Genomic DNA, 25,110 nt, shown 5'->3' with positions numbered 1-25,110 from the left:
TTAACTTATGGTTAATGTGGTCGTTCGGTGATAAGTTCGAGGGAAAGGTATCGTTTGCGTCACGGCGGTTGCACGCAGTTTCCGCCCGTCCCGGCGCAGCATTTGTGTTGAGCAGTCAGTGCGCCATGGCGATCGGGCCGCGAGCCAGGCTCCGCCGCATTGCGTGGCAGCACCCTAACTTCTAGCGACCGAGTGGAAAGAGGGAAAAGATGGCAAAGCAAACCCCACTGTACGACCAGCACGTGGCGTGCGGTGCGCGCATGGTAGACTTTCACGGTTGGATGATGCCGCTGCACTACGGCTCGCAGCTCGATGAGCACCACGCGGTGCGTCAGGATGCCGGCATGTTCGACGTGTCTCACATGACCATTGTGGATCTGCACGGCGCCCGCACCCGCGAGTTTCTGCGTTACCTGCTGGCGAACGACGTCGCCAAACTGACCCAACCCGGCAAAGCGCTGTATACCGGCATGCTGAATGCCTCCGGCGGCGTGATCGACGACCTGATCGTTTATTTCCTCACAGAAGACTATTTCCGCCTGGTGGTGAACTCCGCCACGCGCGACAAAGACCTGGCCTGGATCGAAGAGCACGCCGCGCCGTATGGCGTAGCGCTGACGGTGCGCGACGATCTGGCGCTGATCGCGGTGCAGGGCCCGCAGGCCAAAGAGCGCGCCGGCACCCTGTTTACCCCGGAACAAAAAAGCGCGGTCGAAGGCATGAAGCCGTTCTTCGGCGTGCAGGCCGGCGAGCTGTTCATCGCCACCACCGGTTACACCGGTGAGGCCGGCTATGAGATCGCGCTGCCGAAAGAACAGGCGGCGGATTTCTGGCAGAAATTGCTGGCCGCAGGCGTCAAGCCGGCCGGTCTGGGCGCGCGCGACACCCTGCGTCTGGAAGCGGGCATGAACCTTTACGGCCAAGAGATGGACGAAGGCGTTTCGCCGTTGGCCGCCAACATGGGCTGGACTATCGCCTGGCAGCCGGAAGATCGCCGTTTCATCGGCCGCGAAGCGCTGGAACAACAGCGCGATCAGGGCACCGAGCAACTGGTCGGCTTGATCATGACGGAAAAAGGCGTATTACGTAATGAGCTGCCGGTGCGTTTCACCGACGCGGCGGGGCAGACCCACGAAGGCGTGATCACCAGCGGCTCGTTCTCTCCGACCCTGGGCTTCAGCATCGCGCTGGCGCGCGTGCCCGCCGGCATCGGCGAGCAGGCCATCGTGCAGATCCGCAACCGTGAAATGCCGGTCAAAGTGACCAAGCCTGGCTTCGTTCGCGCCGGCAAGCCGCTGACAAATTGATTTTTATTGATTCTTCCCTAGGGATTTCGCGCTGCGGCTAGGCGGCAAGTGCGCGAGTCCTCGGGAGCTTACTGCGGTAAGTGACCGAGGTGAACGTACGCAGCCAACAACGCTGCAGTGTGAAAGACGACGGGAAATTATTTCTTCGAAGGAGTAACCGGCTATGAGCAATGTGCCAACAGAATTGAAATACGCATCCTCCCACGAGTGGGTTCGTTCAGAAGGTAACGGCGTTTACACCGTAGGCATCACCGAACACGCGCAGGAACTGCTGGGCGACATGGTGTTTGTCGATCTGCCGGAAGTGGGCCGCAAGGTCGCCGCCGGTGAGGATTGCGCCGTGGCGGAATCGGTTAAGGCGGCGTCGGACATCTACGCGCCAATCAGCGGCGAAATCGTGGCGGTGAACGCCGAGCTGGAAAGCTCCCCTGAGCTGGTGAACAGCGAACCTTACGGTGAAGGCTTCCTGTTCCAGATTAAAGCCTCAGACGAAGGCGAACTGGCGAACCTGCTGGACGCCGCGGCTTATCAGGCCTCGATCGACGAGTAATCGTGACCACGCCCCAGGCCCTTCCGGCCGGGGCGTTTTAGTTACCGCTCAAGCTATATCCCGTATCACGCAAGCATTCAGGAATTTGTAGCAATGACTCAGACACTCAGCCAACTCGAACACAGCGAAGCGTTCATCGAACGCCATATCGGCTCTTCTGCGGAACAACGCCAGGAGTTGCTGGCAGCGGTGGGCGCTCGCTCGCTCAGCGCGCTGATCCAACAGATCGTGCCGGCGGACATTCAGCTGCCGGGGCCGCCGCCGGTCGGCGACGCGGCGACCGAACATCAGGCGCTGGCTGAGCTGAAGGCGATCGCCTCGCAGAATCAGCGCTACAAATCCTATATCGGCATGGGCTACAGCGCCGTGCTGACGCCGCCGGTGATCCTGCGCAACATGCTGGAAAACCCAGGCTGGTACACCGCCTACACCCCTTATCAGCCGGAAGTGTCGCAGGGCCGTCTGGAAGCGCTGCTGAACTTCCAGACCGTGACCCTCGATCTGACCGGTCTGGATCTGGCCTCCGCTTCGCTGCTGGATGAAGCCACCGCCGCCGCCGAAGCGATGGCCCTGGCCAAACGCGCCAGCAAGCTGAAAGACGCCAACCGCTTCTTCGTGGCTGACGACGTGCATCCGCAGACGCTGGACGTGGTGCGCACCCGCGCCGAAACCTTCGGCTTCGACGTCATCGTCGATAAAGCGGAGAAAGTGCTGGAGCTGGACGGCGTGTTCGGCGTGCTGCTGCAACAGGTGGGCACTACCGGTGAACTGCACGACTACAGCGCGCTGCTGGCTGAACTGAAATCGCGCAAAATCATCACCAGCGTGGCCGCCGACATCATGGCCCTGGTGCTGCTGACCGCGCCGGGCAAGCAGGGCGCCGACGTGGTGTTCGGCTCCGCGCAACGCTTCGGCGTGCCGATGGGCTACGGCGGCCCGCATGCCGCCTTCTTCGCCTGCCGCGACGAGTTCAAGCGCTCGATGCCGGGCCGCATCATCGGCGTTTCCCGCGATGCCGCCGGCAACACCGCGCTACGCATGGCGATGCAGACCCGCGAGCAGCATATCCGCCGCGAGAAGGCCAACTCGAATATCTGTACCTCGCAGGTGCTGCTGGCCAACATCGCCAGCCTGTACGCGGTGTACCACGGCCCGCAAGGGCTGCAGCGCATCGCCGGGCGTATCCATCGCCTGACCGACATTCTGGCCGCCGGGCTGCAGAAGGCCGGCCTGACGCTGCGTCACAACACCTGGTTCGACACCCTGACCGTTGAAGTGAAAGACAAGGCGGCGGTGCTGGAACGCGCGCTGAGCTTCGGCATCAACCTGCGTACCGACATTCACGGCGCCGTGGGCATCACGCTGGATGAAGCCACCTCGCGTGAAGACGTGCAAACGCTGTTCGCACTGCTGGCCGGCGACAACCACGGTCTGGACATCGACGCGCTGGACGCGGCGGTGAGCAAAAACAGCCAATCGATCCCGGCCGCCATGCTGCGCCAGGACCCGATCCTGACCCACCCGGTATTCAACCGCTATCACAGCGAAACCGAGATGATGCGTTACATGCATCGTCTGGAGCGTAAGGATCTGGCGCTGAACCAGGCGATGATCCCGCTGGGCTCTTGCACCATGAAATTGAACGCCGCGGCGGAGATGATCCCGATCACTTGGCCTGAATTCTCCGAACTGCACCCGTTCTGCCCGCCGGAGCAGGCCGCCGGCTACCAGCAGATGATCGGCCAACTGTCCCAGTGGCTGGTGCAGCTGACCGGCTATGATGCGGTGTGCATGCAGCCGAACTCCGGCGCGCAGGGCGAATACGCCGGCCTGCTGGCGATCCGTCGCTACCACGAAAGCCGTAACGAAGCGGGCCGCCACGTCTGCCTGATCCCGAGCTCCGCGCACGGCACCAACCCGGCCTCCGCCCAGATGGCGGGCATGAGCGTGGTGGTGGTCGCCTGCGACAAGAACGGCAACATCGACCTGCACGATCTGCGCGTCAAGGCGGAGCAGGCGGGCGAAGAACTCTCTTGCATCATGGTGACCTACCCGTCGACCCACGGCGTGTATGAAGAAACTATCCGCGAAGTGTGCCAGATCGTGCATCAGTTCGGCGGCCAGGTATATTTGGACGGCGCCAACATGAACGCCCAGGTGGGCATCACCACGCCAGGCTACATCGGCGCGGACGTTTCGCACCTCAACCTGCATAAAACCTTCTGCATTCCGCACGGCGGCGGCGGCCCGGGCATGGGCCCGATCGGCGTGAAAGCGCACCTGGCGCCGTTCGTGCCGGGCCACAGCGTCGTGCAGATCGACGGCGTGACCACCCAGCAGGGTGCGGTCTCCGCGGCGCCGTTCGGCAGCGCCTCCATCCTGCCGATCAGTTGGATGTACATCCGCATGATGGGCGCGGAAGGCCTGAAGCAGGCCAGCCAGATGGCGATCCTGAACGCCAACTACATCGCTACCCGTCTGAAGGACGCGTACCCGATTCTGTATACCGGCCGCGATCACCGCGTGGCGCACGAATGCATCCTCGACATTCGTCCGCTGAAGGAAGAGACCGGCATCAGCGAAATGGACATCGCCAAACGCCTGATCGACTTCGGCTTCCACGCGCCGACCATGTCGTTCCCGGTAGCGGGCACGCTGATGGTCGAGCCGACCGAGTCGGAAAGCAAAGTGGAGCTGGATCGCTTTATCGATGCGATGCTGGCGATCCGCAGCGAGATCGATCGCGTCGCCAAAGGCGAATGGCCGTTGGAAGACAACCCGCTGGTGAATGCGCCGCACGTGCAGGCGGAGCTGGTCAACGACTGGCAGCACCCGTACAGCCGCGAGCTGGCGGTGTTCCCGGTCGCCGGCGTGCGTGAGAACAAGTACTGGCCGAGCGTCAAACGTCTGGACGACGTGTACGGCGACCGTAACCTGTTCTGCTCTTGCGTGCCGATGAGCGACTACGAATAACACGTTCGGCAAAGTTTGTGCTTGAGGGACACCGCATCATGCGGTGTCCCTTTTTATTTTATTGCGGCCTATTCTTTTCTGTACGTTCCCACGATTTGAGGAGTCATCATGCAAGCGGCAATCGTAACAGCGTTGGGGCAAGCCCCGGTTTTCGGCACCTTTGAGGAGCCTCAGGCGCAAGCCGGCGAGGTGCCGATCGACGTGCTGGCGGCCGGTATCAAACAGCTGGATCGCGCCACCGTCGCCGGCACCCATTATTCCAGCCCGAAGCAATTGCCGATCGTGCCCGGCACCGACGGCGTGGGCCGTACGGCGGACGGGCAACGGGTGTACTTCGCCTCTTTCCGCCGCCCTTACGGCGCAATGGCCGAGCGCAGCGTCGCGTCATGGACGGTGCCGGTGCCGGAGGCGGTGGACGACGCCACGGCGGCGGCGCTGATCAATCCCGCCTTCGCCGCCTGGCTGCCGCTGCGCTGGCGAGCGGATCTGCAGCCTGGTGAAACGGTGCTGATCATCGGCGCTACCGGCACCTCGGGCAAACTGGCGGTTGCAGCAGCGCGTCAGGCGGGGGCCGGACGCATCGTTGCCGCCGGCCGCCGCCTGAGCGTGCTGGAGGCGTTGGGCGTGGACGCCACGGTGGATCTGAGCCTGCAGGGCGAAGCGTTGACGCAGGCCTTCGCGGCGGCTGCGGGGCCGAGCGGTTATCAGGTGATCGTCGATTACATCTGGGGCCCGGCGACGGAAGCGCTGCTCGCGACGCTCAATAATCACGATCTTTCGTCTTATGCCGGCGGGCGCGGTATTCGTTTGGTCAACGTCGGTTCGATGGCGGCGCCGGACATCCGGCTGCCGGCGGCGGTGCTGCGCAGCAATCAGCTGCAGATCCTCGGCAGCGGCACCGGCAACTTCCCGCCGATCCCTGAGATGCAGCGTTACGCGACCGAGATTCTGGCGCTGGCGGCGACAGGGGCGCTCACTATCGAGACGCAGGAGCACGCGCTCGAGGAGATCGCTGAGGTGTGGGATCTGAACAAGAAAAGCGACGTACGTTCGGTGATGCGCATCGCTCGCTAAGCTGCAGCCGCTAGCGGCAAGCGCAGACCAGGTGAATATCCTCCGGCTCGCGGGCGAACAGCTCGGCATCCGGGCGCTCGATGAGCCGGCAACCCTGCGCCAGGTAGAAGTCTACGGTGCTTTTGTTGGGGATGGAGGAGACGTACAGCCCGGCGGCCCCTTCTTGCTCGGCCTGCCTCAGGCAGAGCTGGAACAGCTGCTTGCCTAGCCCCTGGCCGCGTTGGTGCGCGCTAACGTAAAAGAACAGCAATTGGCGCAGATCCTGCTGCGGGCCGCGCGGCTCGGTGTCCAGCGCCGCCGCCGCTACGATCTCCTCGCCGTCGAACAGCGCGAAAAACGCGCCACCGCGATCGAAACATGCCTCATGGATTGGCGTATAGGTTTCCCGATCGTGCGGATCCCAACCGCGTACATCATAGTAGTCCGGGTAGGGCTGCAGCTTGCCGTCTTGCAGGCGATACAGGGTGTCGATAATTTCACTGCGGTCGATATCCCATAGCCGGTCAAGTTGCTGCCGTTGCAGCAGTACAGGGGCGATCATGTTCGTGATTAACTCTCAATCTGTGGCCGGTAACTTTCCGGCAAATCGATGATAAAGCCGATGCCGCGATCGTCGAGGCCCTCGGTGATGCGCAGCTGTGCGCCGATTTTGTCGGCCAGGTTGCGGGCGATGGCTAATCCCAGTCCGCTGCCGGTCTGCTGCGTGCCGGGCACGCGGTAAAAGCGTTCAAACAGGCGCGGAAGGTGCTCTTCGCTCACTCCGAGGCCGTTGTCGCGCAAAGTAATATAGCAGCCGAGCGGCGCCAGCGAGCGGATATTGGCTTCGATGCGGCTGCCGGGCGGCGCGTACTTGAGCGCGTTGTCCAGCAGATTGGTGAAGATGGCGATCAGCGCATGGCGATCGGTGCTCACCACCACGTCCTCACTGCCGTCGAGCGACAGTTCGACGTCTTTTTCCAACGCATAGGGAACGTGCTGCGCGATGCATTTGCCGATTTCGGCGTAGATGTCCACCGCCTCAATTTTCAGCGGAAAATCTTCCGCCTCCAGCTTGGCCAGGTTGATCAGCTGGCGCGACAGCGACGCCGCGCGATCCAGCCCTTGCTGCATGTCGCCGATGATCTCCTGGCGTTCCTGCCGCTCCGAAACCTGAGTCAGCAGATGCAGCTGCGCCAGCACGGCGGCGATCGGCGTGCGCAGTTCGTGCGCCGCATCGGCCATAAAGCGTTTCTCGCGCTGGTTGGCGGCGTCGATGCGCGCCATCAGCTTATTGACCTCCACCACCACCGGCCGGATCTCCTGATACTGCTCGCTGACGTTGATCGGCGACAGGTTGCCCGGCTGGCGATCGGAAATGGTGCGGGCGATCTGGCGCAGCGGCCGCAGGCTGAAGTAGGCGGTAAACAGTAAGGTGATGATGATCGCCGCCAGAATGCCCAGCAGCGGTAGGGCGGTGCTCTCCGCCGGGTTGCCGAAAATGGTGGTACGGTTGTCGAAGGATTCGCCGACAATCACCCTAAACTGCTGCTTATCGCTCCAGCTACCGGCGATATGCCATTCCACGTTGGCGTAGCTGATGGTGCCGGTCAGCACCGTCGGAGGCAGATTCAGCGGTTGTTCCTGCCGGGGCGAGGCGTAAATAAGCCGATTGTCACGATCGTAAACCAAAAATAACGGGCGATAGTCTAGTTCTTCCACGGCGCCGTTTTTAATCGATTCGATATACATCTCCTCGATATCTTTGATGATGTCGATATAACGGGGATCGGCAATGTCGGTTTTGTCGAGAATATTAGCGATGCCGAGTGCGACAAGGCGCTGCTGATTATCCAAATACTTTTCTGCATCAGGGTAATAGAAGTATTTCACCCAGCCGATTAATACTCCCCACAGCAGCAATATAGCCATAACCTGAAAAACAATGGTGCGCATAAAGAAGGATTTGAAACTGATCATCCCGTTACTCTTTTTTCAGCAAATAGCCAATGCCGCGTACGGTAATGATTCTTTCTTTACCGATCTTGCGGCGTAAATTATGCATATGCACTTCCAGCGAGTTGCTTTCCACGCTGTCACCGTGGCCGAACAGCCGCTGTTCCAACACCGCTTTGCGCACCACGGTGCCGGCGCAGCGCATCAGCTCGTGCAGCAGGTGGTATTCTTTTTTCGACAGCATCAGCAGTTCGTTATCCAGCGTCACCTGATGGTTGACCGGATCGAGATACAGCGTGCCGAGGCTCCAGGTTTGCGAAGCGAAGCCGGCCATGCGCCGGTTGACCGCCTTGACGCGCGAGATGAGCTCGGGCAGTGCAAAGGGTTTGGCCAGAAAGTCGTCCGCGCCGGAATCCAGGCTGTTCACCAGGCTTTCGATGCGGTCACGGGCGGTCAGGATGATGATCGGGATATTTTGCCCGGCGGCGCGCCAGGCGATCAGTTTCTGCAGACCGTCGCCGTCCGGCAGCGTGAGATCCAACAGCATTAAGTCGAACCCGCCGGGTGAAAGTTTATTTTCCGCGTCCGCGAGCAGGCGCACCCAGCACAAATTAAAGCCGGTTAGCTCCAATGCGCGGCACAGCGCCTTGCCTAATTGCAGGTCGTCTTCCACCAACAGTATGTTCACGTTTATTCCGCTGAGATCCTTGAGTCGCGATTATCTAACTATAACCCTGACGGGAAGACAACGGGGAAACCCGCTTTGCCTGCGCGTTCTTAAGCAAACCTTAATCTGGCTTTAATCTCGCGTTAAGGGAGCGCGAGGGAATTTCAGTTATTTTTGTCGCCATTCGATATCACCACAGAGAGGGCGACAATGCGCACTGACGGTTACCCGAGCGCGGGCGCTTCGCGGCGGCTGATGGATTCAGGCTTGGCGATGCTGCTCATTCTGTTGATGCTGTCGTTTCGCGGTGATGTGCACAGCCCTGCTCACAAAGGCCTGCATGCTTCCGCTTTGCAGCGGGGCCATCAGGTGGCGGTAACGGACGCCTCCGGCTGCGCGAAATACCGGATTAAAAAGCTGCTGCGCCGCCTGGCTCAGCTCTGAAGCGTTTTCTAGAGCGCCGCTCTATACTCTGACTGGCAAACGGGGTCTGTGTGCAGGCCGTTATTTTTATATCGCCAACCAGAGAAAAAAATACGATGACGAAAGTGACATTGGTGACTGGCGCAAGCCGGGGAATTGGCCGCGCGACCGCCTTGTTGTTGGCTCGGCAGGGCTATGCGGTGGGCGTGAATTACCTGCGCGACGAAAGTGCGGCGCGGCAGGTGGTGACGGAGATCGAGGCGCAGGGCGGCAAGGCGCTGGCATTGCAGGCCGACGTGGCCGACGAAGCGCAGGTGATGGCGATGTTCGACGCACTGGATGCCGGGCTGGGCACGCTCAGCGCGCTGGTCAACAACGCCGGCATTCTGTTCCAGCAGGCGAACATTGAACAGCTGACCGCCGAGCGCATCAATCAGGTGCTGAGCACCAACGTTACCGGTTACTTCCTGTGTTGCCGCGAGGCGGTGAAGCGCATGGCGCTGCGCCATGGCGGGCAGGGCGGCGCCATCGTCAACGTTTCCTCCGCGGCGTCCCGACTGGGGGCGGCGGGAGAGTATGTCGACTACGCCGCCTCGAAAGGCGCCGTCGATACGCTGACCATCGGGTTATCGCGGGAAGTGGCGGCGCAGGGCATTCGCGTCAACGGCGTGCGGCCCGGTTTCATCTATACCGAGATGCACGCCAGCGGCGGTGAGCCCGGCCGGGTGGATCGCGTGAAGGACAGTTTGCCGATGCAGCGCGGCGGCCATCCGCAGGAAGTGGCGGAGGCGATCGCCTGGTTGCTGTCCGACGCCGCGTCTTACGTGACCGGCACTTTTATCGAGGCTGCAGGCGGGCGTTGAACGCATCCGGAGGGTTTTGGCATCTCTCCGTAGGCGATGTGTTTTGGTTAAATAACAACCAAAATGTGGTTACAAAAATGTATGTTTATTTTGAATGGAATCAGAATAAAAATCACAGTAACCAACGCAAACACCGTGTCAGCGTTGAGATTGCGCAGCGAGTTTTTCTGGATCCCAACCATTTGGCTGTGCTGGAAAGGATCGAGGGCGGAGAAGAACCTTGGCAAACGATCGGTATGGTCGGCTCCTGTTTGCTGCTGCTGGTGGCGCATACGACGATCGAAACGGATGTCGATGGCGATACGATAGAGATCGTGCGCATCATTTCAGCGCGCAAGGCCGATGCCAAACAGAGGGGAAGATATGAAGCGCAAAAATTCCGCCAAAAATCTGGCCCATAGCGTACTCCCTCCGTTGACGGAGGAGCAGAAAGCGCAACTTGCTTCGCTGAGCGCGTTGCCGGACGAGGATATCGATTACGCCGATGCGCCGGCGCTGGGGGAGGAAACGTGGCAGACTGCGGTGCAGGGGCGTTTTTATAAACCGATGAAAGTATCGAAAACCATCCGCATCGATGCGGATGTGCTGGCCTGGCTTCAGCGGCCAGGCAAAGGCTATCAGAAACGCCTGAATGCCGTTCTGCGTGAAGCGATGTTGAAAGAGCATGAGCACGAGGAATAATGTGTGTCAGGCGGCTAACAATCCGGTGAGGCTCTCGCCGGATTTTTTTTGCCGTTTTTTCAGGTAATGCCTCTCAACCTCGACTGTCTATTGGCGGCGTTCGGTCAAAACCACAAAAACGGTCATTAACGGTCATGTTGCGGAACGTGGAATTGTGACCGTTTACCGTTTCTCTGCTGTGCGCCTCAGGCATTCGTTCATCATAACTGTCTGTTACTCCACACTTTCGTAATTATTCATTTCAATTCCTTCCCGATTTTTTTGACAACTATCACAGCGCCATCGTTGACCGATCGCGGGGCGAGGCGCTTTGCGTCTGCGCGCAAAACGCGGCGCAGCAAATCGATATCGTAATCATCGTTGTGGAGGAGAAAAGAAACATGCTGCCTGTAGAACGTCATCGCTTTATCACCGAAGTCTTGAGCCAGCGCGGCCGCGTGATGGTGCAGGAGGTGGCGCAGCTGTGCCACATCTCTATCGAGACGGCGCGGCGTGATCTGGCCCTGCTTGAACGGCGCGGCCTGCTGCTGCGCAGCCACGGCGGCGCGGTGTTCGTCGAGCCGCCGGCGGTGGAAAAAACCTATGTGCCCGCCGAGATTGACCAGGGCGAATCGTTCCGCCAACGCAGCAACGAAGCGCCGGAGCAGAAGACGCGCATCGCCAAACGCGCGCTGGAATTTATCGCGCCGGGGGATTGCCTGCTGCTGGACAGCAGCTCCACCAGCTGGTTTTTGGCGCGCCAGCTGCCGGATATCTCACTGGTGGTGCTGACCAACTCGCTGCACATCATCCAGACGCTGGCCTGCAAAGCCAACGTGCGCACCATCGGCCTGGGGGGCGAGTATTCCGCCAAGTACGAGGATTTTATCGGCGTGCTGGCGGAGCAGATGCTGAAAGAGTTCGTGATCAACAAGCTGTTCTTCTCCTGCCACGGCATCTGCCAGGACGGCGGCATCCGCGAGAGCAATGAGCACCATGCGCGGCTGAAGCAGCAGATGCTGCTGGCGTCGGAGCGCAAGTTCCTGCTGGTGGACAGCAACAAGTTCGGCCGCCGCTCGTTCGCGCGCATCTGCCACTACCGGGAGATAGATACCTTAATCACCGATAGGCTCAGCGACGACGAGTTTCGCCAGGAACTGGCCTGGAACAACGTCGACGTGATCGAAGTTTCACCCGCCGCGAAAAGGGCGGCGCGATAACAACAACGAAAACCCTTTATTACAGCCAACACTTGTGGAGAGAGAACAATGAAAAAATCCGTACTGGTCGGTCTGTTTGCCTCGCTGCTGCTGTCGCTATCCGCGCAGGCGGCGGACAAGCTGAAAATGGGCGTGGTGGTGAAAATCGGCGGCATTCCCTGGTTCAACGCCATGGAGGCCGGCATCAAAAGCGAGAGCGCCAAACGCGGTATCGACGCCTGGATGGTTGGGCCGACGGCGGCGGATCCGGCGCTGCAGGTGCGCGCCATCGAAGATCTGATCGCGCAGAAGGTGGACATTATCGGCGTGGTGCCGAACGACGCCCGGGTGCTGGAACCGGTGCTCAAGCGCGCGCAGGAGGCGGGCATCAAGGTGATCGTGCACGAGTCCCCCGGCCAGAAGTACGCCGATTGGGATTTTGAGTTGGTGGACGCCTCGCAGCATGGGGTCAACCATATGAAAGCGTTGGCCGCCTGCATGAAAGAGCAGGGTAAGTATGCGGTGTATGTCGGCAGCCTGACGGTGCCGCTGCACATCACCTGGTCGGACTCGGCCATCAACTACCAGAAGCAACACTACCCGAACATGCAACTGGTAGGCGACAAGTTTGGCGTGGGGGAATCGCTGGATGACAGCGTGCGCACCACCAACGACCTGATGGCTAAATATCCCGATCTGAAAGGCGTGCTGGCGTTCGGTTCGCAGGGGCCGATCGGCGCTGGGCGCGCAGTGCTCAACCGAGGCAAAAGCAACGATATCTGCGTCATCGGACCGTTCAGCCCGGGCCAGGGCGCTTCGCTGGTCAATCGCGGCGCCATCAAGGGCGGTTACATCTGGAATCCGATGGTGGCCGGCGAAGTGTTCGTGCGCATCGCCGACATGATGCATAAGGGGGAGAAAATCACCGACGGCATGACCATTGAAGGCATGGGCAAGGTGCAGGTGGATGCTCAGCAGCACACCATTCTCGGCAACGCCACCGAAAGCCTGGATAAGCAAAACCTGCCGAAACTGGTGAAGATGGGGCTGTGATCATGGCGATTTCCGGCAATACGGCAACGCAGGGCGCGCCGCTGATCGCGCTGCAACAGCTGTCGATGACCTTTGGCGGGCAGCGTGCGCTGAACGAGATTTCACTGGCGTTGATGCCGGGAGAAGTGCACTGCCTGGCCGGCACCAACGGCTGTGGCAAGAGCACGCTGATCAAGGCGATCGCCGGCGTCTATCAACCGGACGACGGCAGCCGCATCATCATCGATGGGCAAACCTTCGGCCGGCTGTCGCCGGATCAGGCGCGCGCTTTCGGCATTCAGGTGATTTACCAGGATCTGTCGCTGTTTCCCAATCTGACGGTGGCGGAAAACATCGCCTTCGAACACAACCTGCGCGGGTTGCTGGGTTGGCACCGCCCGGCACGGCTGCGGCGCGCCGCCGAGCGCCAGCTGCAATCGCTGAGTTTCAATCTGGATCTCGACAAACGGGTGGCGGAGCTGCCGATCGCGCAGCGCCAGCAGGTGGCGATCTGCCGTGCGCTGGTGGCGGAGGCGCGGCTGGTGATCATGGACGAACCGACCGCTTCGCTGACCCGCACCGAGGTTAACCAACTGCTGCGCACGGTGGACTATCTGAAAGCGCAGGGCATCTGCGTGGTGTTCGTCAGCCACCGGCTGGACGAGGTGCTGGAGATCTCGGATCGCGTCACGGTGATCCGCGACGGCAACAAAGTCGGCACCTGGCCGGCGGCGGAGATCACCGGCGATCGTCTGACCGAGCTGATGACCGGTCTGAAGCTGGATTATCGCCTGAAAGCGCCCAGCCTGAATAAGGATCGGGTGATGCTGGAGGCGGATCGCCTGAGCCGCGCCGGCCAGTATCAGGACGTGTGCTTCCGGCTGCATCAGGGGGAGGTGCTCGGTCTGTGCGGGCTGCTCGGCTCCGGGCGCACCGAGCTGGCGCTGAGCCTGTTCGGCATGACCCGGCCGGACAGCGGCAAACTCTACCTCGACAGCAAACCGGTGCGCTTTCGCGGCCATAAGGACGCGATCAAGGCCGGCATCGGTTACGTTTCGGAGGATCGCCTGACGCTGGGGCTGGTGCAGCAACAGTCGGTGGCGGACAACGCGGTGCTGACCATTCTCGATAAGCTGCGCGGGCGTTTTCGCCTGATCGACGACTACCGCAAGAATCGCATCGTGGCGGAGTGGATCGCCAAACTCGGCGTGCGGGTAGCGGATCCGGATCAGGCGGTCTCGACGTTGTCCGGCGGCAATCAGCAAAAGATCGTGCTGGCCAAGTGGGTGCTGACCCAGCCGCGGATCCTGATCCTCGATTCGCCGACCGTCGGCGTCGACGTCGGCGCGAAGGCCAGCATCTACCAACTGATCCATCTGCTGGCGCAGGAGGGGATCGCGATTCTGCTGATCTCCGACGAGGTGCCGGAGGTGTATTACAACTGCGATCGGGTGCTGCACTTCAGCGGCGGCAGCGTGATCGGCGAGTACCTGCCGGGGCAGGTGAGCCAGCAACGGCTGGCGGAGGCGATCAATGCGTAGATTCAGCCTGAAACCGCGCGGCAACGAAGGCTACCTGGCCTGGGTGCTGCTGCTGACGATCATCGTCTTTTCGCTGCTCAGCGACCAGTTTTTGACGGTGCAGAACCTGCTCGATCTCAGCGAAAGCTACGCGGTGAGCGGCATTTTCGCCCTCGGCCTGTTCGTGGTGCTGGTGACCGGCGGTATCGATATCTCCTTCGCCGCGGTGGCCTCGGTGGTGCAGTACCTGATCGCCACGCTGGCCATCCACTACGGGCTGGCCAGCCCGACGGGCAGCATCCTGCTGGCGTTGGCGATTGGCGCTGCGCTGGGCATGGTCAACGCGCTGTTGATCTACTGCCTGCGCATCGTCTCGATCATCGTCACCATCAGCATGCAGGCGCTGTTGTTCGGCATGCTGATGTGGCTGACCAACGGCCGCAGCCTGTACGCGCTGCCGGACTGGTGGACGCTGCCGCGCAGCGTGCTGCCGTTCCAACTGGGCGAGCAAAGCTATCAGCTCGGCTTGCCGACGCTGGTGATGCTGGCGGTGGCGCTGCTGACCTGGCTGCTGCTGAACAAGACCCACCTCGGGCGCCAGCTGTTCGCCGTCGGTGGCGATGCGGAATCGGCGCGGCGCATCGGCATCCGCGTCGGCCTGCTGCACCTGTTCGCCTATGGCTATTTGGGCGCGATGGCGGCGATCGGCGGCCTGGTGCAGGTGTACCGCATGGGGGAAGTGGTGCCCAACGCGCTGGTGGGCGGCGAGCTGGACGTGCTGGCGGCGGCGGTGTTGGGCGGCGCCAGCCTGAACGGCGGCAAGGGCAGCGTGGTCGGCACGCTGATGGGCGTGTTCCTGATCGGCGTGCTGAAAAACGGCCTCAACCTGATCGGTGTGTCCAGCTATTTCATGAACGTGGCGATCGGTCTGGTGATCGTCGCGGCGATCACCGTCACCCACTACAAGAAACGCAAAGAAACCGATGTCGGTTTCGCCTGAGGAGCGCCTGATGGGCAATAACCTGAAATTTCGTCCGGACGGCGCCGCCGTCGGTCTGATGGCATTGCTGCTGGCGGTGGTGCTGGCCTTCAGCCTGCTGATGCCGGGGCGCTTCTTCAGCGGCGCCACCTTCACCAGCGTGGCGTTCCAGCTGCCGGAACTGGGCCTGCTGACTCTGGCGATGTTCATTCCGATCCTCAGCGGTGGTCTGAACCTGTGCATTATCGCCTGCGCCAACCTGACCAGCCTGCTGATGGCCTGGCTGTTTATCCGCTATCTGCCGGCGGACGCCGGGCTGGGGATGCAGGCGCTGTGGCTGGCGTTGGCGCTGGCGGCGGCGATGCTGCTGGCCGGGCTTATCGGCGCGGCGACCGGCGCGCTGGTGGCCTACGTCGGCGCGCATCCGATTCTGGTGACGCTGGCCACCATGACCACGGTCAACGGCATCGGCATTTACCTGACGCGCGGTGCGGCGCTGAGCGGCATGCCGGAGATCGTGCGCTTTATCGGCGCCGAGAGCGTGCTGGGCGTGCCGGTGCCGCTCTTGATCTTCCTGACGGTCGCCGCGCTGCTGGCGCTGTTTTTGCAGAAAACCCGGCTCGGCAAGTGTATCTACATGAGCGGCAGCAACATCAACGCTACCCACTTCAGCGGCGTGAATACCCACCGGGTACTGATCGCCATTTACACCCTCTCCAGCCTGCTGTGCGTGATCGCCGGGCTGGTGATGATGGCGCGCTTCAACTCGGCGCGCATGGGCTACGGCGACTCTTACCTGCTGCTGACGGTGCTGGCGATCATTCTGGGGGGCACCGATCCGTTCGGCGGCTTCGGCCGGGTCAGCGGCGTGGTGTTGGCGCTGGTGGTGCTGCAGGTGATCGCCACCGGTTTGAACCTGATGAACGTCAGCCCGCACTTCAGTCTGGCGATGTGGGGCGCGGTGCTGATCGCGGTGCTGGCGCTGAAGTTTTTCCGCCATCGCTATCGGCAGCGGCGGGCGATGCGCCGCAGCGCGGCACAGGCCAGAACCGCGGCGGGCCACTGATCTTTTTTCCCTTTTGCGCAGGATAACGCTAATGAAATACCAGATTTCACCTTCACTGATGTGCATGAACCTGATGGATATTCGGCAGCAATTGGCGGTGCTGAACCGCCGCGCCGATATGTTGCACATCGACATCATGGACGGGCACTACGTTAAAAACATCACGCTGTCGCCGTTCTTTATCGAACAGATCCGGCCGCACACCTCGTTGTTGCTGGACGTGCATCTGATGGTGGAGAACCCGACCGATTTTATCGACCCTATCGCCCGCGCCGGCGCGGATTTTATCTGTCCGCACGCCGAAACCATCAACCGCGACGCGTTCCGGGTAATTAACCAAATCCGCGCGCTGGGCAAAAAAGTGGGGGTGGTGCTGAACCCGGCCACGCCGGTGGAGTTTATCCGCCACTATATTCATCTGCTGGATAAAGTCACCGTGATGACCGTCGATCCGGGCTATGCCGGGCAGCCGTTCATTCCCGAAATGCTGGAAAAGATCCGCCAATTACGCGATCTGAAACGCCAACAGGATCTGAACTATCTGATCGAAATAGATGGATCCTGCAACCAGCGCACCTACCGCGATCTGATGGGCGCCGGTGCGGAAGTGTTGATCGTCGGCAGTTCCGGGCTGTTCAACCTCGATCCGGATCTGGAAACGGCGTGGGAAAAGATGCTGGATCAGATGCGGCAAGCGGCCTGAGGCGGGGGATATGATGCGGCATTTTCTTGGCGTTGACGTCGGCGGCACCAATACCCGCCTGCTGTTGATGGATGATGAAGGCGAGTTCAGCGGTTACCGCAAGATAGCGACCGCCGATTGGGCGCAGCGGGCCGATCCGCTGGCGGCGTTGGGCGATCTTATCGCCCGGCATTGCGAGGATCGTCAGGTGGTGCAGGTGATGCTGGGGCTGCCGGGGATCCTCAGCCGCGATCGTTCTCGGGTGTTGTCGTTGCCGTTTATCCCGGCGCTGGATGCCCAGCCGGTGGCGGCGTTGTTGAGCGAACGGCTGACGCTGCCGGTGCGAATGGACAAGGACGTCAACCACCTGTTGTGGTGGGATCTGCAGCAGCTGCCGGCGCTGCCGCAGGTGGCAGTGGGGCTGTATCTGGGCACCGGCATGGGCAACAGCCTGTGGCTGAACGGTGATTTTTACCACGGGGCGCACGGCGCCGCCGGCGAGCTGGGGCACATTCCCTGGCCAGGCCATCAGGGTGAATGCCCGTGCGGCAAACGAGGCTGCGTCGAGAGCCTGACCTCCGGCCACTGGCTGACCGGCTGGGCGCGCGCCAACGCGCCGCAAACGCCGTTCGAGCGGCTGTTCGAATGCCACGGCGATCATCCGGATCTGCGCCGCTTCGTCGATCGATTGGCGCAGACCATCGCCATCGAAATGAACGTGCTCGATCCAGAGCGGCTGATCCTGGGCGGCGGCGTGATCGCCATGAGCGGTTTTCCGTTGGCGCAGCTGGAGCAAGAGATCCGCCGCCATTTGCGCGGGCCGCAGCCGGCACAGGGGCTGACGATCTCCGTCAGCCGCCTCAGCGATGAAACCGGCAGCAAAGGCGCCTGTCTGGCCGCCCGGCGCCACCTCCAATTGAGCAGGGAGTATCAGCAATGAAAGGCAAAGTTTGCGTGTTCGGTTCGTTCAACCTGGATATCGTCGCCGGCATGGCGCGCTTTCCGCAGCCCGGCGAGTCGCTGATTGCCCGCAACAGTATGATGGGGGCGGGCGGCAAGGGCGCCAATCAGGCCACCGCCGCGCTGCGCGCCGGGGCGCGGGTGCATTATATCGGCAAGGTGGGGCGCGACGACTTCGGCGCCTTCGCCCGGCGTCATCTCGCCGCCGCCGGCTTCGATGCGGTGACGCTGTTCTCGACCGGCGATTGCCCGACCGGCAATGCGCTTATCTACGTTGCCGGCGAGGATGCGGAGAACATGATCGCCGTCGATCCCGGCGCCAATCTGACGGTCAGCGACGATGAGGTGCGCCAGTGCCGGCCGGCGATCGCCGCGGCGGATATTCTGCTGACCCAGCTGGAGAACAACCTGCCGGCGATCGAGCAGGTGATCGCTATCGCCCGTGAGGCGCGGACGTTCATCATTCTCAACCCGGCGCCGTTTCAGCCGGTGCCGGACAGCCTGCTGGCGCAGGTCGATCTGCTGACGCCCAACGCCACCGAATGCACGTTGCTGACCGGCGTGCCGGTGCGGGATGAGGCTTCAGCGCGGCAGGCGGCGCAGGTGCTGCACGCCAAGGGCATTCGCTTGCTGATCGTGACGCTGGGCACGCAGGGGGCGTTGTTCTCGGACGGGGAGCGCAGCGAGCTGATCCCGGCGTTTCCGGCGCAGCCGAAAGACACTACCGGCGCGGGCGATGCGTTTAACGGCGCCCTGGCGGCGCAGTTGGCGAATCAGGTGCCGTTAGCCGAGGCGGTGCGCTTCGCCGCCGCCTATGCGGCGGTCTGCGTGGAGCGAGCGGGAGCGGCGGTGTCGATGCCGAGCTATGACGAGGCGCTGGCGCGCCAACGGGCGTGCGCGTGACGGCGACGGGCTGCGGCGCAGAGGCGGCAGCCCGGTCCCCTTACTTCAACCAGCCTTTGCGCTGCGCATCCCGTAGATGTTGCTCCATGTGGTGCCACAGCTCGGGGTGTACGTCAGCGATTGATGCATTGCGCGCCAGCACCTGCTCCAGGCTGATGCCGTTTTCTACCCAGCTCTGGCCTTCGTTGTGCAGGTTCATCAGCATCGGCATGGTGCGATCCAGCAGTAAGGCAAAGCGTGCATCGGCGCTTTCGCCGTCTTCATATTCCTGCCATAAAGCGGTGAAATACTCGCGCTGAGCCTCCGGCAACATGCCGAACAGACGGCGCGCCGCCGCCACTTCCTGATCGTGGATCGCCGCGCGGGCCGCCAGATCGTAGACCAGCACGTCGCCGGCGTCGATTTCCACGATGTCATGCAGCAGCGCCATCTGGATCACGCGCTGAATGTCTACGTCATCACCGGCGTAGGGTGCCAGACTCATGGCGGCGATGGCGAAATGCCAGCTGTGTTCGGCGGAGTTTTCCTGGCGCTGGGTGCCCAGTACCTTGGTGCGGCGTTGTACGCCTTTCAACTTATCGATTTCCATCAGGAACTGGATGACCTGGGTCATTGAACCGAAATCTAACGCGGGTACAGCGGATGACATGGTGTAAACCTCAAGGTGGGTGGGTTGAAGCCTGACGATTGTAGACCAGCGGGCGGGGGATTTCGATGGTTACACGCGTTCACATTTTTATTTTAGCGTACACGTGTACACTGGAATTATTCTCAGTTAAGCTGCTTTGCGTTAATTTCGCACAAAGCAGGGCATTTTGAGGGGTTGCGCGTTATGGGGAAAACGGACGTAGTGAAAACCGGGGCCGATAAAATCGTCGCCGCGGCTTATCCGTGGGCGGAAGAGATCGCCAACAGCATCAGCCACGGCATCGGGCTGGTGTTCGGTATTGTCGGCCTGGTGTTGCTGCTGGTGCAGGCGGTGAATACCGGCGCCGATGCGACGGCCATCACCAGTTATAGCCTGTATGGCGGCAGCATGATCCTGCTGTTTCTCGCTTCTACGCTGTACCATGCGATTCCGCATCAAAAGGCCAAGCATTGGCTGAAAAAATTTGACCACTGCGCCATTTATCTCCTGATTGCCGGCACTTACACCCCGTTCTTGCTGGTAGGGCTGGATTCGCCGCTGGCGAAGGGCCTGATGGCGGTAATCTGGGGGTTGGCGCTGCTCGGCGTGCTGTTCAAGCTGGCCTTCGCCCACCGTTTTGAAGCGCTGTCGCTGGTGACCTACCTGACGATGGGCTGGCTGTCGCTGATCGTGATTTATCAGCTGGTTACGCGGCTGGAGGCCGGCGGCGTCACGCTGCTGGCGATCGGCGGGGTGGTCTATACCCTGGGCGTGATTTTCTACGCTTCCAAGCGCATTCGCTTTGGCCACGCCATTTGGCACGCCTTCGTGCTCGGCGGCAGCGCCTGCCATTTCATGGCGATCTACCTGTACGTCTAAGCGTTGCCGCTACGTCTGAATGCGTATTGCACTGGCGCCTCTTTTGTTTTAAAAAAGAGGCGCTTGCTTCTTTCGGGTATCCAGCAAGCCCGTTCCTTCATTTCTGAGCCCGCATACCGTTTCTCTCACCTCTGTTCAGGACTCACTAAGATGATCGTTCGCTTATCCAAAGCGCTGCTGGTCTGCGCTATCGCTTTGTTCGCTTCGCTGGTGGCCTTCGGCAATATCACCGATTACGGCTCCAACTTCGCCTTCGTGCGCCACGTCTTTATGATGGACACCATTTTTCCCGACGCCACCATCGGCTACCGCTCGATACAGACACCGTGGCTGCATCACGCTGGCTATATTTTCATCATTACGCTGGAGAGCCTGACCGCGCTGCTGTGCTGGATCGGCGGCCTGCGTCTGTTGGGCGGCCTGAAACTGCCCGCTAACGCTTTCAACGGCCGGAAAAAGCTGGCGGTAATGGGGCTGACGCTGGGCTTCCTCACCTGGCAGGTCGGCTTTATGTCGATTGGGGGAGAGTGGTTCGGCATGTGGATGTCGCAGCAATGGAACGGCGTACCGAGTGCGTTTCGCTTCTTCGTCACCATCATCTTGGTGCTGATCTACCTGGTGCAGCGCGATGGGGAGTTGGACGAGTAATTAAGACGGCCGCAGGCAGGGCGCCTGCGGCCGGCGGATTATTTCTCTTCGGCCAGCGAGTAGGGCAACGGTTTGATCGCCAGCTGGCTGGCGGCATCGTCGCGTACCCGCAGCTTGCTGTCGGCATCCAGATCGTTGTTCATCACCACCTGCACCCACAGCGTGCCGTCGGCCAACTGACTCGATGCCAGTACGGTGCCGGTGCGGCGCCAGTTTTCCCCCAGCTGCAGCTCCAGATCTTCCGCCGCCTGCGGGGCGCGGGCGGCTTTACCTTCCAGCCAGTAGAGCGCACGCTTATTGGCGCCGCGGAACTTGGCGCGCGCCACCATCTCCTGACCGGTATAGCAGCCCTTGCTGAAGCTGATGCCTTCCAGCGCCTGGAGGTTGGTGGCCTGTGGGATCAGCTGCGCGCTGTTGGCGGCGTCGATAACCGGATAACCGGCCTCGATCTCCAGCGCCAGCCACTGGCCGCTGTCATTCAGCTCCGCCTGATCGTGCAGTTTGCCGATCAGCTGTTCGGCCACGGCGGGGCGAGTCACCAGCAGAAAACGCTCCGCCGGCGCATTGAAGTGCAGCAGCGTGGTCTCGCCTTCCTGCACCACCGGGTGCTCGGCGCTCGGCAGCGTGGCGAACAGGCCCGCCAGCGCGGCGCGCGCCTGGAAACCGGCGACGCCCAGCAACACCGCGTCATTGTCGGCGGCGATGGTGACTTTGGAGAACACCGCATATTTTTTGATTTCAGCCAGCTGGCTGTCCAGCACGCTGCGGCGCTCCAGATAGGCGAAGCCTTCGCCACGGCGGAACAGACGCAGGTTGCTCCACATTTTGCCCTTGGCGTCGCAGTGGGCGCACAGCACGTGTTGATCGGCCGCCAGCGCGTCGATGTCCGCCGTCACCTGGCCCTGAAGATATTTCACCGTGTCCGGCCCGTTCAGCGTCACCAGCGCCCAATCTTCCAGCGAGATCAGCGTCAGGGGAAGATGGGTGGAAGCGGAGGGCTGACGGGGTGGGAATGGAATGTTATGCGCCATAGTAAGTTCCTGCTCAACGTTTAGCTTACCTGAAGGGTATTGAACCCATGGTAAAAGAGGCGGCGGGCTTTGCAAACTGTTATTCGCGCCGCGGTGCCGGGGGGCGCTTTTTTTGGCATTTTGCGCTTTATTGCGTTTTCCACCTCCAAGCGGCTTCCCGGCGTGTATGTCAAATTGTTACTCTATAGGCTTGCGGCCAGGGCGCCCTTGCAGACAGATCCCCCGGCTGATGGAATTATATTGCGACGGCGTTGCCATACAGTGTGTCATTTGAACCCTGCGCTGGCGCTGCCGCGCTGAAAAGAGGTGAGTCATAACAACATGGATATTAACAACAAAGCACGTATTCACTGGGCTTGCCGCCGTGGCATGCGCGAGCTGGACATCTCCATCATGCCGTTCTTCGAATACGAATACGACAGCCTGAATGACGCGGACAAGGCGTTGTTCATCCGCCTGCTGGAGTGCGACGATCCCGATTTGTTCAACTGGCTGATGAATCATGGCGCGCCGCAGGACAGCGAGCTGCAAAGAATGGTGACCCTGATCCAAACGCGAAATAAAGACCGTGGCCCAGTGGCGATGTGATATCCGTATTTCCTGGCGCACCCAGCTGTTTTCCCTGTTGACCCACGGGGTTCTGATCCTGCTGATCCTGATTTCGCCCTGGCCGGAAGGCTTTGGCCCGCTCTGGCTGGTGTTGCTGACGCTGGTGGTGTTTCAGTGCATTCGCAGCCAGAAGCGCATCGCGGCGGTGCAGGGTGAACTGCGGCTGCTGGCAGACCGGCGCTTCAGCTGGCACGGCCGCGAATGGCAGCTGGCGAAAAAACCCTGGATGCCGGGCTACGGCATGCTGTTGACGCTGCAGCCGATGGAGGGCAAAAAGCGCCGCCGGCTGTGGCTGGCTTCCGACTGCATGGGCAAGGAGGAGTGGCGCCATCTGCGGCAGCTGTTGCTGTATCCTCCGGCGGGTGACGGCGAGGAGCACTGATGAAACCCGTACTCTGGTTGGTGGAAGATGAACCCAGCATTGCCGATACGCTGGTTTACACGCTGGAGAGCGAAGGCTTCGAGGTGCGCTGGTTCGAACGCGCAGAGCCGGCGTTGCAGGCGCTGGCGCAGGGCGCGCCCGCGCTCGCTATCCTCGATGTCGGTTTGCCGGATATCAACGGCTTTGAATTGTGCCGCCGCCTGCTGGCTCAGGCGGCCGATCTGCCGATTCTGTTTCTTACCGCCCGCAGTGATGAAGTGGATCGCCTGATCGGGCTGGAGATCGGTGCCGATGACTATGTCGCCAAACCGTTCTCCCCTCGCGAGGTCAGCGCCCGGGTGCGTACCATTTTGCGCCGCCTGCATAAGCAGCAGCGCCTGCAGCAGAGCGCGCTCTACCATTTCGGCGCTTTCGTCCTCGACGAAGACGCCGCCATCATCTGCTATCACCAGCGGCCGCTGCCGCTGACCCGTTACGAATACCTGCTGCTGAAAACTCTGCTGTTGGCACCCGGACGGGTGTTCTCGCGGCAGCAACTGATGGAAAGCGTCTGGGCGCAGGCGGAAGAAAGTCTGGATCGCACCGTCGATACCCACATCAAAACGCTGCGTGCCAAGCTGCGTGCGGTTGAGCCGGGTGAACCGCCGATCCACACCCACCGGGGATTGGGCTACAGCGTGAGCTGCCAGCCATGAAAATTGGCCTGCGTCTGCTGCTGGGATATTTTCTGATCGTGGCGGTGGCCGGGTATTTCGTGCTGAGCATTTTCGTCCAGGAAGTTAAGCCCGGTGTGCGGCGCGCTACCGAAGGCACGCTGGTGGACACCGCCAACCTGCTGGCGCAAATCGCCCGTCAGGACATGCAGCGCGGCGATGCGGCGCATGGCCAACTGGCGCAGGCGTTTATGCAGCTGAATCAGCGGCCGATCGGCGCCAATATCTCCGGCATCCGCAAGGATCGCAGTGAATACCACGTCTATCTTACCGATGCGCGGGGCAGGGTCATCTTCGATTCCGCCGGCCGCGCGCTGGGGCAGGATTATTCGCGCTGGAATGACGTTTATCGAACGCTGCGCGGCCAGTACGGCGCCCGCAGCACCCGCAGCGATCCACAGGATGAAAACAGTTCGGTGATGTATGTGGCCGCGCCGGTGATAGAACAAGGGCGCATTATCGGTGTGCTCACCGTGGGCAAACCCAACAGCACCATGGCGCCGGTGATCAAACGCAGCGAACGGCGCATTCTGTGGGCCGGCGCATTGCTGCTGGGGATCGCGTTGCTGATCGGGGCGGTATTTGTGTGGTGGATCAACCGCTCGATAGGCCGGCTGGTGCGCTATGCAGACGGGGTGGCGCAGGGGGAAAACGCGCCGCTGCCCAAAGTGGGCGGCAAGGAGCTGACGCAACTGGCGCAGGCGTTGGAGAGCATGCGCCTTAAGCTGGAAGGCAAAGCTTATATCGAACAGTATGCGCATACCCTGACGCATGAGTTGAAAAGCCCGTTGGCGGCGATCAGGGGCGCGGCGGAGCTGTTGCAGGAGCTGCCGCCGCCGGAAACCGCCCGGCGTTTTCTCACCAACATCGAGCAGCAAAGCGCGCGTATCCAGCAGCTGGTGGATAAACTGCTGGTGCAGGCGCGGCTGGAGAGCCGGCCTGAAATGGAGACGGCGCCCATCGCTATCGCGGCGTTGATCGACCAGGCGGTGGCGGGTAAAGAGGCGCAGGCGACGCAGCGCGGCGTCAGGTTGCAACTGGATACGTTGGCGGAGGTGACGCTGAACGGCGATGCGTTGCTGATCAGCCAGGCGCTGACCAACCTGCTGGACAACGCGATCGACTTTACCCCGCCGGGTGGTTGCGTCAGCGTGCGGGGCGAACGGCGGGAACAGCATTACTGCATTAGCGTCTGCGACGACGGCAGCGGCATTCCTGACTATGCGCTCGATAAGGTGTTCGAGCGTTTTTATTCGCTGCCGCGTGCCGAACGCCCGAAAAGCAGCGGGCTGGGCCTGAACTTCGTGCAGGAAGTCGCCCGTCTGCATCATGGCGGTATTCACCTGCACAACCGCCGGCCGCACGGGGTGGAAGCGACGTTCATGTTATCGCTGTGACTTCACCTTCCCTTCACATAACCACATTCTGAT

General features: G+C 61.4%; 27 protein-coding genes. 22 read left to right on the top strand and 5 right to left on the bottom strand.

What is annotated here, in order from left to right; translation table 11 throughout:
- Positions 1-209 precede the first annotated feature (209 nt).
- The 4 genes from gcvT (at position 210) to ACRAWE_RS16000 (ending at position 5,904) form a co-directional block, all read left to right on the top strand.
- The gene (gene gcvT / locus ACRAWE_RS16015) at positions 210-1,307 is read left to right on the top strand and encodes a glycine cleavage system aminomethyltransferase GcvT (RefSeq protein WP_019455634.1); all 1,098 of its coding nucleotides are present in this window, start codon (positions 210-212) and stop codon (positions 1,305-1,307) included.
- 163 nt (positions 1,308-1,470) lie between these two features.
- Positions 1,471-1,857 carry a glycine cleavage system protein GcvH gene (gene gcvH / locus ACRAWE_RS16010; RefSeq protein ID WP_025160212.1) on the top strand — a complete coding sequence of 129 codons (387 nt, stop codon included), beginning with the start codon at positions 1,471-1,473 and terminating at the stop codon, positions 1,855-1,857.
- 93 nt (positions 1,858-1,950) lie between these two features.
- A complete protein-coding gene (gene gcvP / locus ACRAWE_RS16005; RefSeq protein ID WP_004931634.1) occupies positions 1,951-4,830 on the top strand; it encodes an aminomethyl-transferring glycine dehydrogenase in 2,880 nt (959 codons plus the stop codon).
- Positions 4,831-4,938: 108 nt separating this feature from the next.
- Positions 4,939-5,904, top strand: coding sequence for a quinone oxidoreductase family protein (locus ACRAWE_RS16000; RefSeq protein WP_074056052.1), 966 nt, complete (start codon positions 4,939-4,941; stop codon positions 5,902-5,904).
- Between the two features lie 10 nt (positions 5,905-5,914).
- Here ACRAWE_RS16000 and ACRAWE_RS15995 read toward each other — a convergent pair whose 3' ends face one another.
- From ACRAWE_RS15995 to ACRAWE_RS15985, 3 genes are read right to left on the bottom strand one after another with little or no spacing between them, the layout of a single operon-like run.
- The gene (locus ACRAWE_RS15995; protein ID WP_025160214.1) at positions 5,915-6,442 is read right to left on the bottom strand and encodes a GNAT family N-acetyltransferase; all 528 of its coding nucleotides are present in this window, start codon (positions 6,440-6,442) and stop codon (positions 5,915-5,917) included.
- An 11-nt stretch (positions 6,443-6,453) separates the two neighbouring features.
- Complete coding sequence (locus ACRAWE_RS15990) at positions 6,454-7,860, bottom strand: ATP-binding protein (protein WP_019455639.1); 1,407 nt, start codon at positions 7,858-7,860, stop codon at positions 6,454-6,456.
- A gap of 4 nt (positions 7,861-7,864) precedes the next feature.
- Positions 7,865-8,524, bottom strand: coding sequence for a response regulator (locus ACRAWE_RS15985; protein WP_019455640.1), 660 nt, complete (start codon positions 8,522-8,524; stop codon positions 7,865-7,867).
- Positions 8,525-8,713: 189 nt separating this feature from the next.
- Here ACRAWE_RS15985 and ACRAWE_RS15980 point away from each other — a divergent pair, with 189 nt between their 5' ends.
- From ACRAWE_RS15980 to rbsK, 12 genes are all read left to right on the top strand, one after another.
- Entirely contained in the window at positions 8,714-8,947 is a 234-nt protein-coding gene (locus ACRAWE_RS15980; protein WP_019455641.1) for a hypothetical protein, read from the top strand.
- Between the two features lie 95 nt (positions 8,948-9,042).
- The gene (locus tag ACRAWE_RS15975; RefSeq protein ID WP_432525607.1) at positions 9,043-9,789 is read left to right on the top strand and encodes an SDR family oxidoreductase; all 747 of its coding nucleotides are present in this window, start codon (positions 9,043-9,045) and stop codon (positions 9,787-9,789) included.
- A 77-nt stretch (positions 9,790-9,866) separates the two neighbouring features.
- Entirely contained in the window at positions 9,867-10,190 is a 324-nt protein-coding gene (locus ACRAWE_RS15970) for a BrnT family toxin (protein WP_063917975.1), read from the top strand.
- Positions 10,153-10,470, top strand: coding sequence for a BrnA antitoxin family protein (locus tag ACRAWE_RS15965; protein ID WP_063917974.1), 318 nt, complete (start codon positions 10,153-10,155; stop codon positions 10,468-10,470). The genes ACRAWE_RS15970 and ACRAWE_RS15965 overlap by 38 nt, the downstream gene beginning before the upstream one ends.
- A 380-nt stretch (positions 10,471-10,850) precedes the next feature.
- Positions 10,851-11,669 (top strand): DeoR/GlpR family DNA-binding transcription regulator, encoded by an 819-nt coding sequence (locus tag ACRAWE_RS15960; protein WP_004931653.1) that lies wholly within the window; start codon positions 10,851-10,853, stop codon positions 11,667-11,669.
- 48 nt (positions 11,670-11,717) lie between these two features.
- On the top strand, positions 11,718-12,701 hold the full coding sequence (locus tag ACRAWE_RS15955; RefSeq protein WP_019455647.1) for a substrate-binding domain-containing protein: 984 nt from the start codon (positions 11,718-11,720) through the stop codon (positions 12,699-12,701).
- A gap of 2 nt (positions 12,702-12,703) precedes the next feature.
- Positions 12,704-14,221, top strand: a complete 1,518-nt coding sequence (locus ACRAWE_RS15950; protein WP_432525686.1) for a sugar ABC transporter ATP-binding protein — start codon at positions 12,704-12,706, stop codon at positions 14,219-14,221.
- Complete coding sequence (locus ACRAWE_RS15945; protein WP_154747444.1) at positions 14,214-15,200, top strand: ABC transporter permease; 987 nt, start codon at positions 14,214-14,216, stop codon at positions 15,198-15,200. The genes ACRAWE_RS15950 and ACRAWE_RS15945 overlap by 8 nt, the downstream gene beginning before the upstream one ends.
- A gap of 10 nt (positions 15,201-15,210) precedes the next feature.
- On the top strand, positions 15,211-16,245 hold the full coding sequence (locus ACRAWE_RS15940; RefSeq protein WP_019455650.1) for an ABC transporter permease: 1,035 nt from the start codon (positions 15,211-15,213) through the stop codon (positions 16,243-16,245).
- Between the two features lie 31 nt (positions 16,246-16,276).
- Positions 16,277-16,948, top strand: a complete 672-nt coding sequence (gene alsE, locus ACRAWE_RS15935; RefSeq protein WP_019455651.1) for a D-allulose 6-phosphate 3-epimerase — start codon at positions 16,277-16,279, stop codon at positions 16,946-16,948.
- 10 nt (positions 16,949-16,958) lie between these two features.
- Positions 16,959-17,867 carry an allose kinase gene (alsK, locus tag ACRAWE_RS15930; RefSeq protein ID WP_019455652.1) on the top strand — a complete coding sequence of 303 codons (909 nt, stop codon included), beginning with the start codon at positions 16,959-16,961 and terminating at the stop codon, positions 17,865-17,867.
- The gene (gene rbsK, locus ACRAWE_RS15925; RefSeq protein WP_019455653.1) at positions 17,864-18,790 is read left to right on the top strand and encodes a ribokinase; all 927 of its coding nucleotides are present in this window, start codon (positions 17,864-17,866) and stop codon (positions 18,788-18,790) included. The genes alsK and rbsK overlap by 4 nt, the downstream gene beginning before the upstream one ends.
- Before the next feature lie 40 nt (positions 18,791-18,830).
- Here the strand turns inward: rbsK and ACRAWE_RS15920 are convergent, their stop codons facing one another.
- Positions 18,831-19,439: an HD domain-containing protein gene (locus ACRAWE_RS15920; protein WP_025304127.1), complete on the bottom strand. Its 609-nt coding sequence runs from the start codon at positions 19,437-19,439 to the stop codon at positions 18,831-18,833.
- A 183-nt stretch (positions 19,440-19,622) separates the two neighbouring features.
- On the opposite strand from ACRAWE_RS15920, the gene trhA reads away from it, so the two are divergent.
- Positions 19,623-20,297, top strand: coding sequence for a PAQR family membrane homeostasis protein TrhA (gene trhA, locus ACRAWE_RS15915; protein ID WP_063917971.1), 675 nt, complete (start codon positions 19,623-19,625; stop codon positions 20,295-20,297).
- A 150-nt stretch (positions 20,298-20,447) separates the two neighbouring features.
- Positions 20,448-20,945 (top strand): DUF2165 family protein, encoded by a 498-nt coding sequence (locus ACRAWE_RS15910; protein ID WP_154747447.1) that lies wholly within the window; start codon positions 20,448-20,450, stop codon positions 20,943-20,945.
- A gap of 38 nt (positions 20,946-20,983) precedes the next feature.
- Here the strand turns inward: ACRAWE_RS15910 and ygfZ are convergent, their stop codons facing one another.
- On the bottom strand, positions 20,984-21,976 hold the full coding sequence (ygfZ, locus tag ACRAWE_RS15905) for a tRNA-modifying protein YgfZ (RefSeq protein ID WP_154747448.1): 993 nt from the start codon (positions 21,974-21,976) through the stop codon (positions 20,984-20,986).
- A 321-nt stretch (positions 21,977-22,297) separates the two neighbouring features.
- Between ygfZ and sdhE the strand changes: the two genes are divergently transcribed.
- Genes sdhE through creC form a run of 4 tightly spaced genes read left to right on the top strand, consistent with a single transcriptional unit; the run spans position 22,298 to position 25,077 of the window.
- A complete protein-coding gene (gene sdhE / locus ACRAWE_RS15900; protein WP_019455657.1) occupies positions 22,298-22,564 on the top strand; it encodes an FAD assembly factor SdhE in 267 nt (88 codons plus the stop codon).
- Entirely contained in the window at positions 22,545-22,967 is a 423-nt protein-coding gene (locus ACRAWE_RS15895; RefSeq protein ID WP_019455658.1) for a protein YgfX, read from the top strand. The genes sdhE and ACRAWE_RS15895 overlap by 20 nt, the downstream gene beginning before the upstream one ends.
- Positions 22,967-23,662, top strand: a complete 696-nt coding sequence (creB, locus tag ACRAWE_RS15890) for a two-component system response regulator CreB (protein WP_432525606.1) — start codon at positions 22,967-22,969, stop codon at positions 23,660-23,662. Before ACRAWE_RS15895 ends, creB begins: the two co-directional genes overlap by 1 nt.
- Positions 23,659-25,077 (top strand): two-component system sensor histidine kinase CreC, encoded by a 1,419-nt coding sequence (gene creC / locus ACRAWE_RS15885; RefSeq protein ID WP_432525605.1) that lies wholly within the window; start codon positions 23,659-23,661, stop codon positions 25,075-25,077. The genes creB and creC overlap by 4 nt, the downstream gene beginning before the upstream one ends.
- Positions 25,078-25,110: the final 33 nt, after the last annotated feature.

It is taken from the genome of Serratia sp. BFP-2025 (assembly GCF_050880365.1).
GTDB lineage: Bacteria > Pseudomonadota > Gammaproteobacteria > Enterobacterales > Enterobacteriaceae > Serratia > Serratia surfactantfaciens.
This window is presented reverse-complemented; position numbering and strand designations above follow the sequence as displayed.

Excerpts from the sequence above, each read along its gene's own strand:
- gcvT (WP_019455634.1), top strand. The coding sequence starts at position 210 with ATGGCAAAGCAAACCCCACTGTACGACCAGCACGTGGCGTGCGGTGCG.
- gcvH (WP_025160212.1), top strand. The coding sequence starts at position 1,471 with ATGAGCAATGTGCCAACAGAATTGAAATACGCATCCTCCCACGAGTGG.
- gcvP (WP_004931634.1), top strand. The coding sequence starts at position 1,951 with ATGACTCAGACACTCAGCCAACTCGAACACAGCGAAGCGTTCATCGAA.
- ACRAWE_RS16000 (WP_074056052.1), top strand. The coding sequence starts at position 4,939 with ATGCAAGCGGCAATCGTAACAGCGTTGGGGCAAGCCCCGGTTTTCGGC.
- ACRAWE_RS15990 (WP_019455639.1), bottom strand. The coding sequence starts at position 7,860 with ATGATCAGTTTCAAATCCTTCTTTATGCGCACCATTGTTTTTCAGGTT.
- ACRAWE_RS15980 (WP_019455641.1), top strand. The coding sequence starts at position 8,714 with ATGCGCACTGACGGTTACCCGAGCGCGGGCGCTTCGCGGCGGCTGATG.
- ACRAWE_RS15975 (WP_432525607.1), top strand. The coding sequence starts at position 9,043 with ATGACGAAAGTGACATTGGTGACTGGCGCAAGCCGGGGAATTGGCCGC.
- ACRAWE_RS15970 (WP_063917975.1), top strand. The coding sequence starts at position 9,867 with ATGTATGTTTATTTTGAATGGAATCAGAATAAAAATCACAGTAACCAA.
- ACRAWE_RS15965 (WP_063917974.1), top strand. The coding sequence starts at position 10,153 with ATGAAGCGCAAAAATTCCGCCAAAAATCTGGCCCATAGCGTACTCCCT.
- ACRAWE_RS15960 (WP_004931653.1), top strand. The coding sequence starts at position 10,851 with ATGCTGCCTGTAGAACGTCATCGCTTTATCACCGAAGTCTTGAGCCAG.
- ACRAWE_RS15955 (WP_019455647.1), top strand. The coding sequence starts at position 11,718 with ATGAAAAAATCCGTACTGGTCGGTCTGTTTGCCTCGCTGCTGCTGTCG.
- ACRAWE_RS15950 (WP_432525686.1), top strand. The coding sequence starts at position 12,704 with ATGGCGATTTCCGGCAATACGGCAACGCAGGGCGCGCCGCTGATCGCG.
- ACRAWE_RS15945 (WP_154747444.1), top strand. The coding sequence starts at position 14,214 with ATGCGTAGATTCAGCCTGAAACCGCGCGGCAACGAAGGCTACCTGGCC.
- ACRAWE_RS15940 (WP_019455650.1), top strand. The coding sequence starts at position 15,211 with ATGGGCAATAACCTGAAATTTCGTCCGGACGGCGCCGCCGTCGGTCTG.
- alsE (WP_019455651.1), top strand. The coding sequence starts at position 16,277 with ATGAAATACCAGATTTCACCTTCACTGATGTGCATGAACCTGATGGAT.
- alsK (WP_019455652.1), top strand. The coding sequence starts at position 16,959 with ATGATGCGGCATTTTCTTGGCGTTGACGTCGGCGGCACCAATACCCGC.
- rbsK (WP_019455653.1), top strand. The coding sequence starts at position 17,864 with ATGAAAGGCAAAGTTTGCGTGTTCGGTTCGTTCAACCTGGATATCGTC.
- ACRAWE_RS15920 (WP_025304127.1), bottom strand. The coding sequence starts at position 19,439 with ATGTCATCCGCTGTACCCGCGTTAGATTTCGGTTCAATGACCCAGGTC.
- trhA (WP_063917971.1), top strand. The coding sequence starts at position 19,623 with ATGGGGAAAACGGACGTAGTGAAAACCGGGGCCGATAAAATCGTCGCC.
- ACRAWE_RS15910 (WP_154747447.1), top strand. The coding sequence starts at position 20,448 with ATGATCGTTCGCTTATCCAAAGCGCTGCTGGTCTGCGCTATCGCTTTG.
- ygfZ (WP_154747448.1), bottom strand. The coding sequence starts at position 21,976 with ATGGCGCATAACATTCCATTCCCACCCCGTCAGCCCTCCGCTTCCACC.
- sdhE (WP_019455657.1), top strand. The coding sequence starts at position 22,298 with ATGGATATTAACAACAAAGCACGTATTCACTGGGCTTGCCGCCGTGGC.
- creB (WP_432525606.1), top strand. The coding sequence starts at position 22,967 with ATGAAACCCGTACTCTGGTTGGTGGAAGATGAACCCAGCATTGCCGAT.
- creC (WP_432525605.1), top strand. The coding sequence starts at position 23,659 with ATGAAAATTGGCCTGCGTCTGCTGCTGGGATATTTTCTGATCGTGGCG.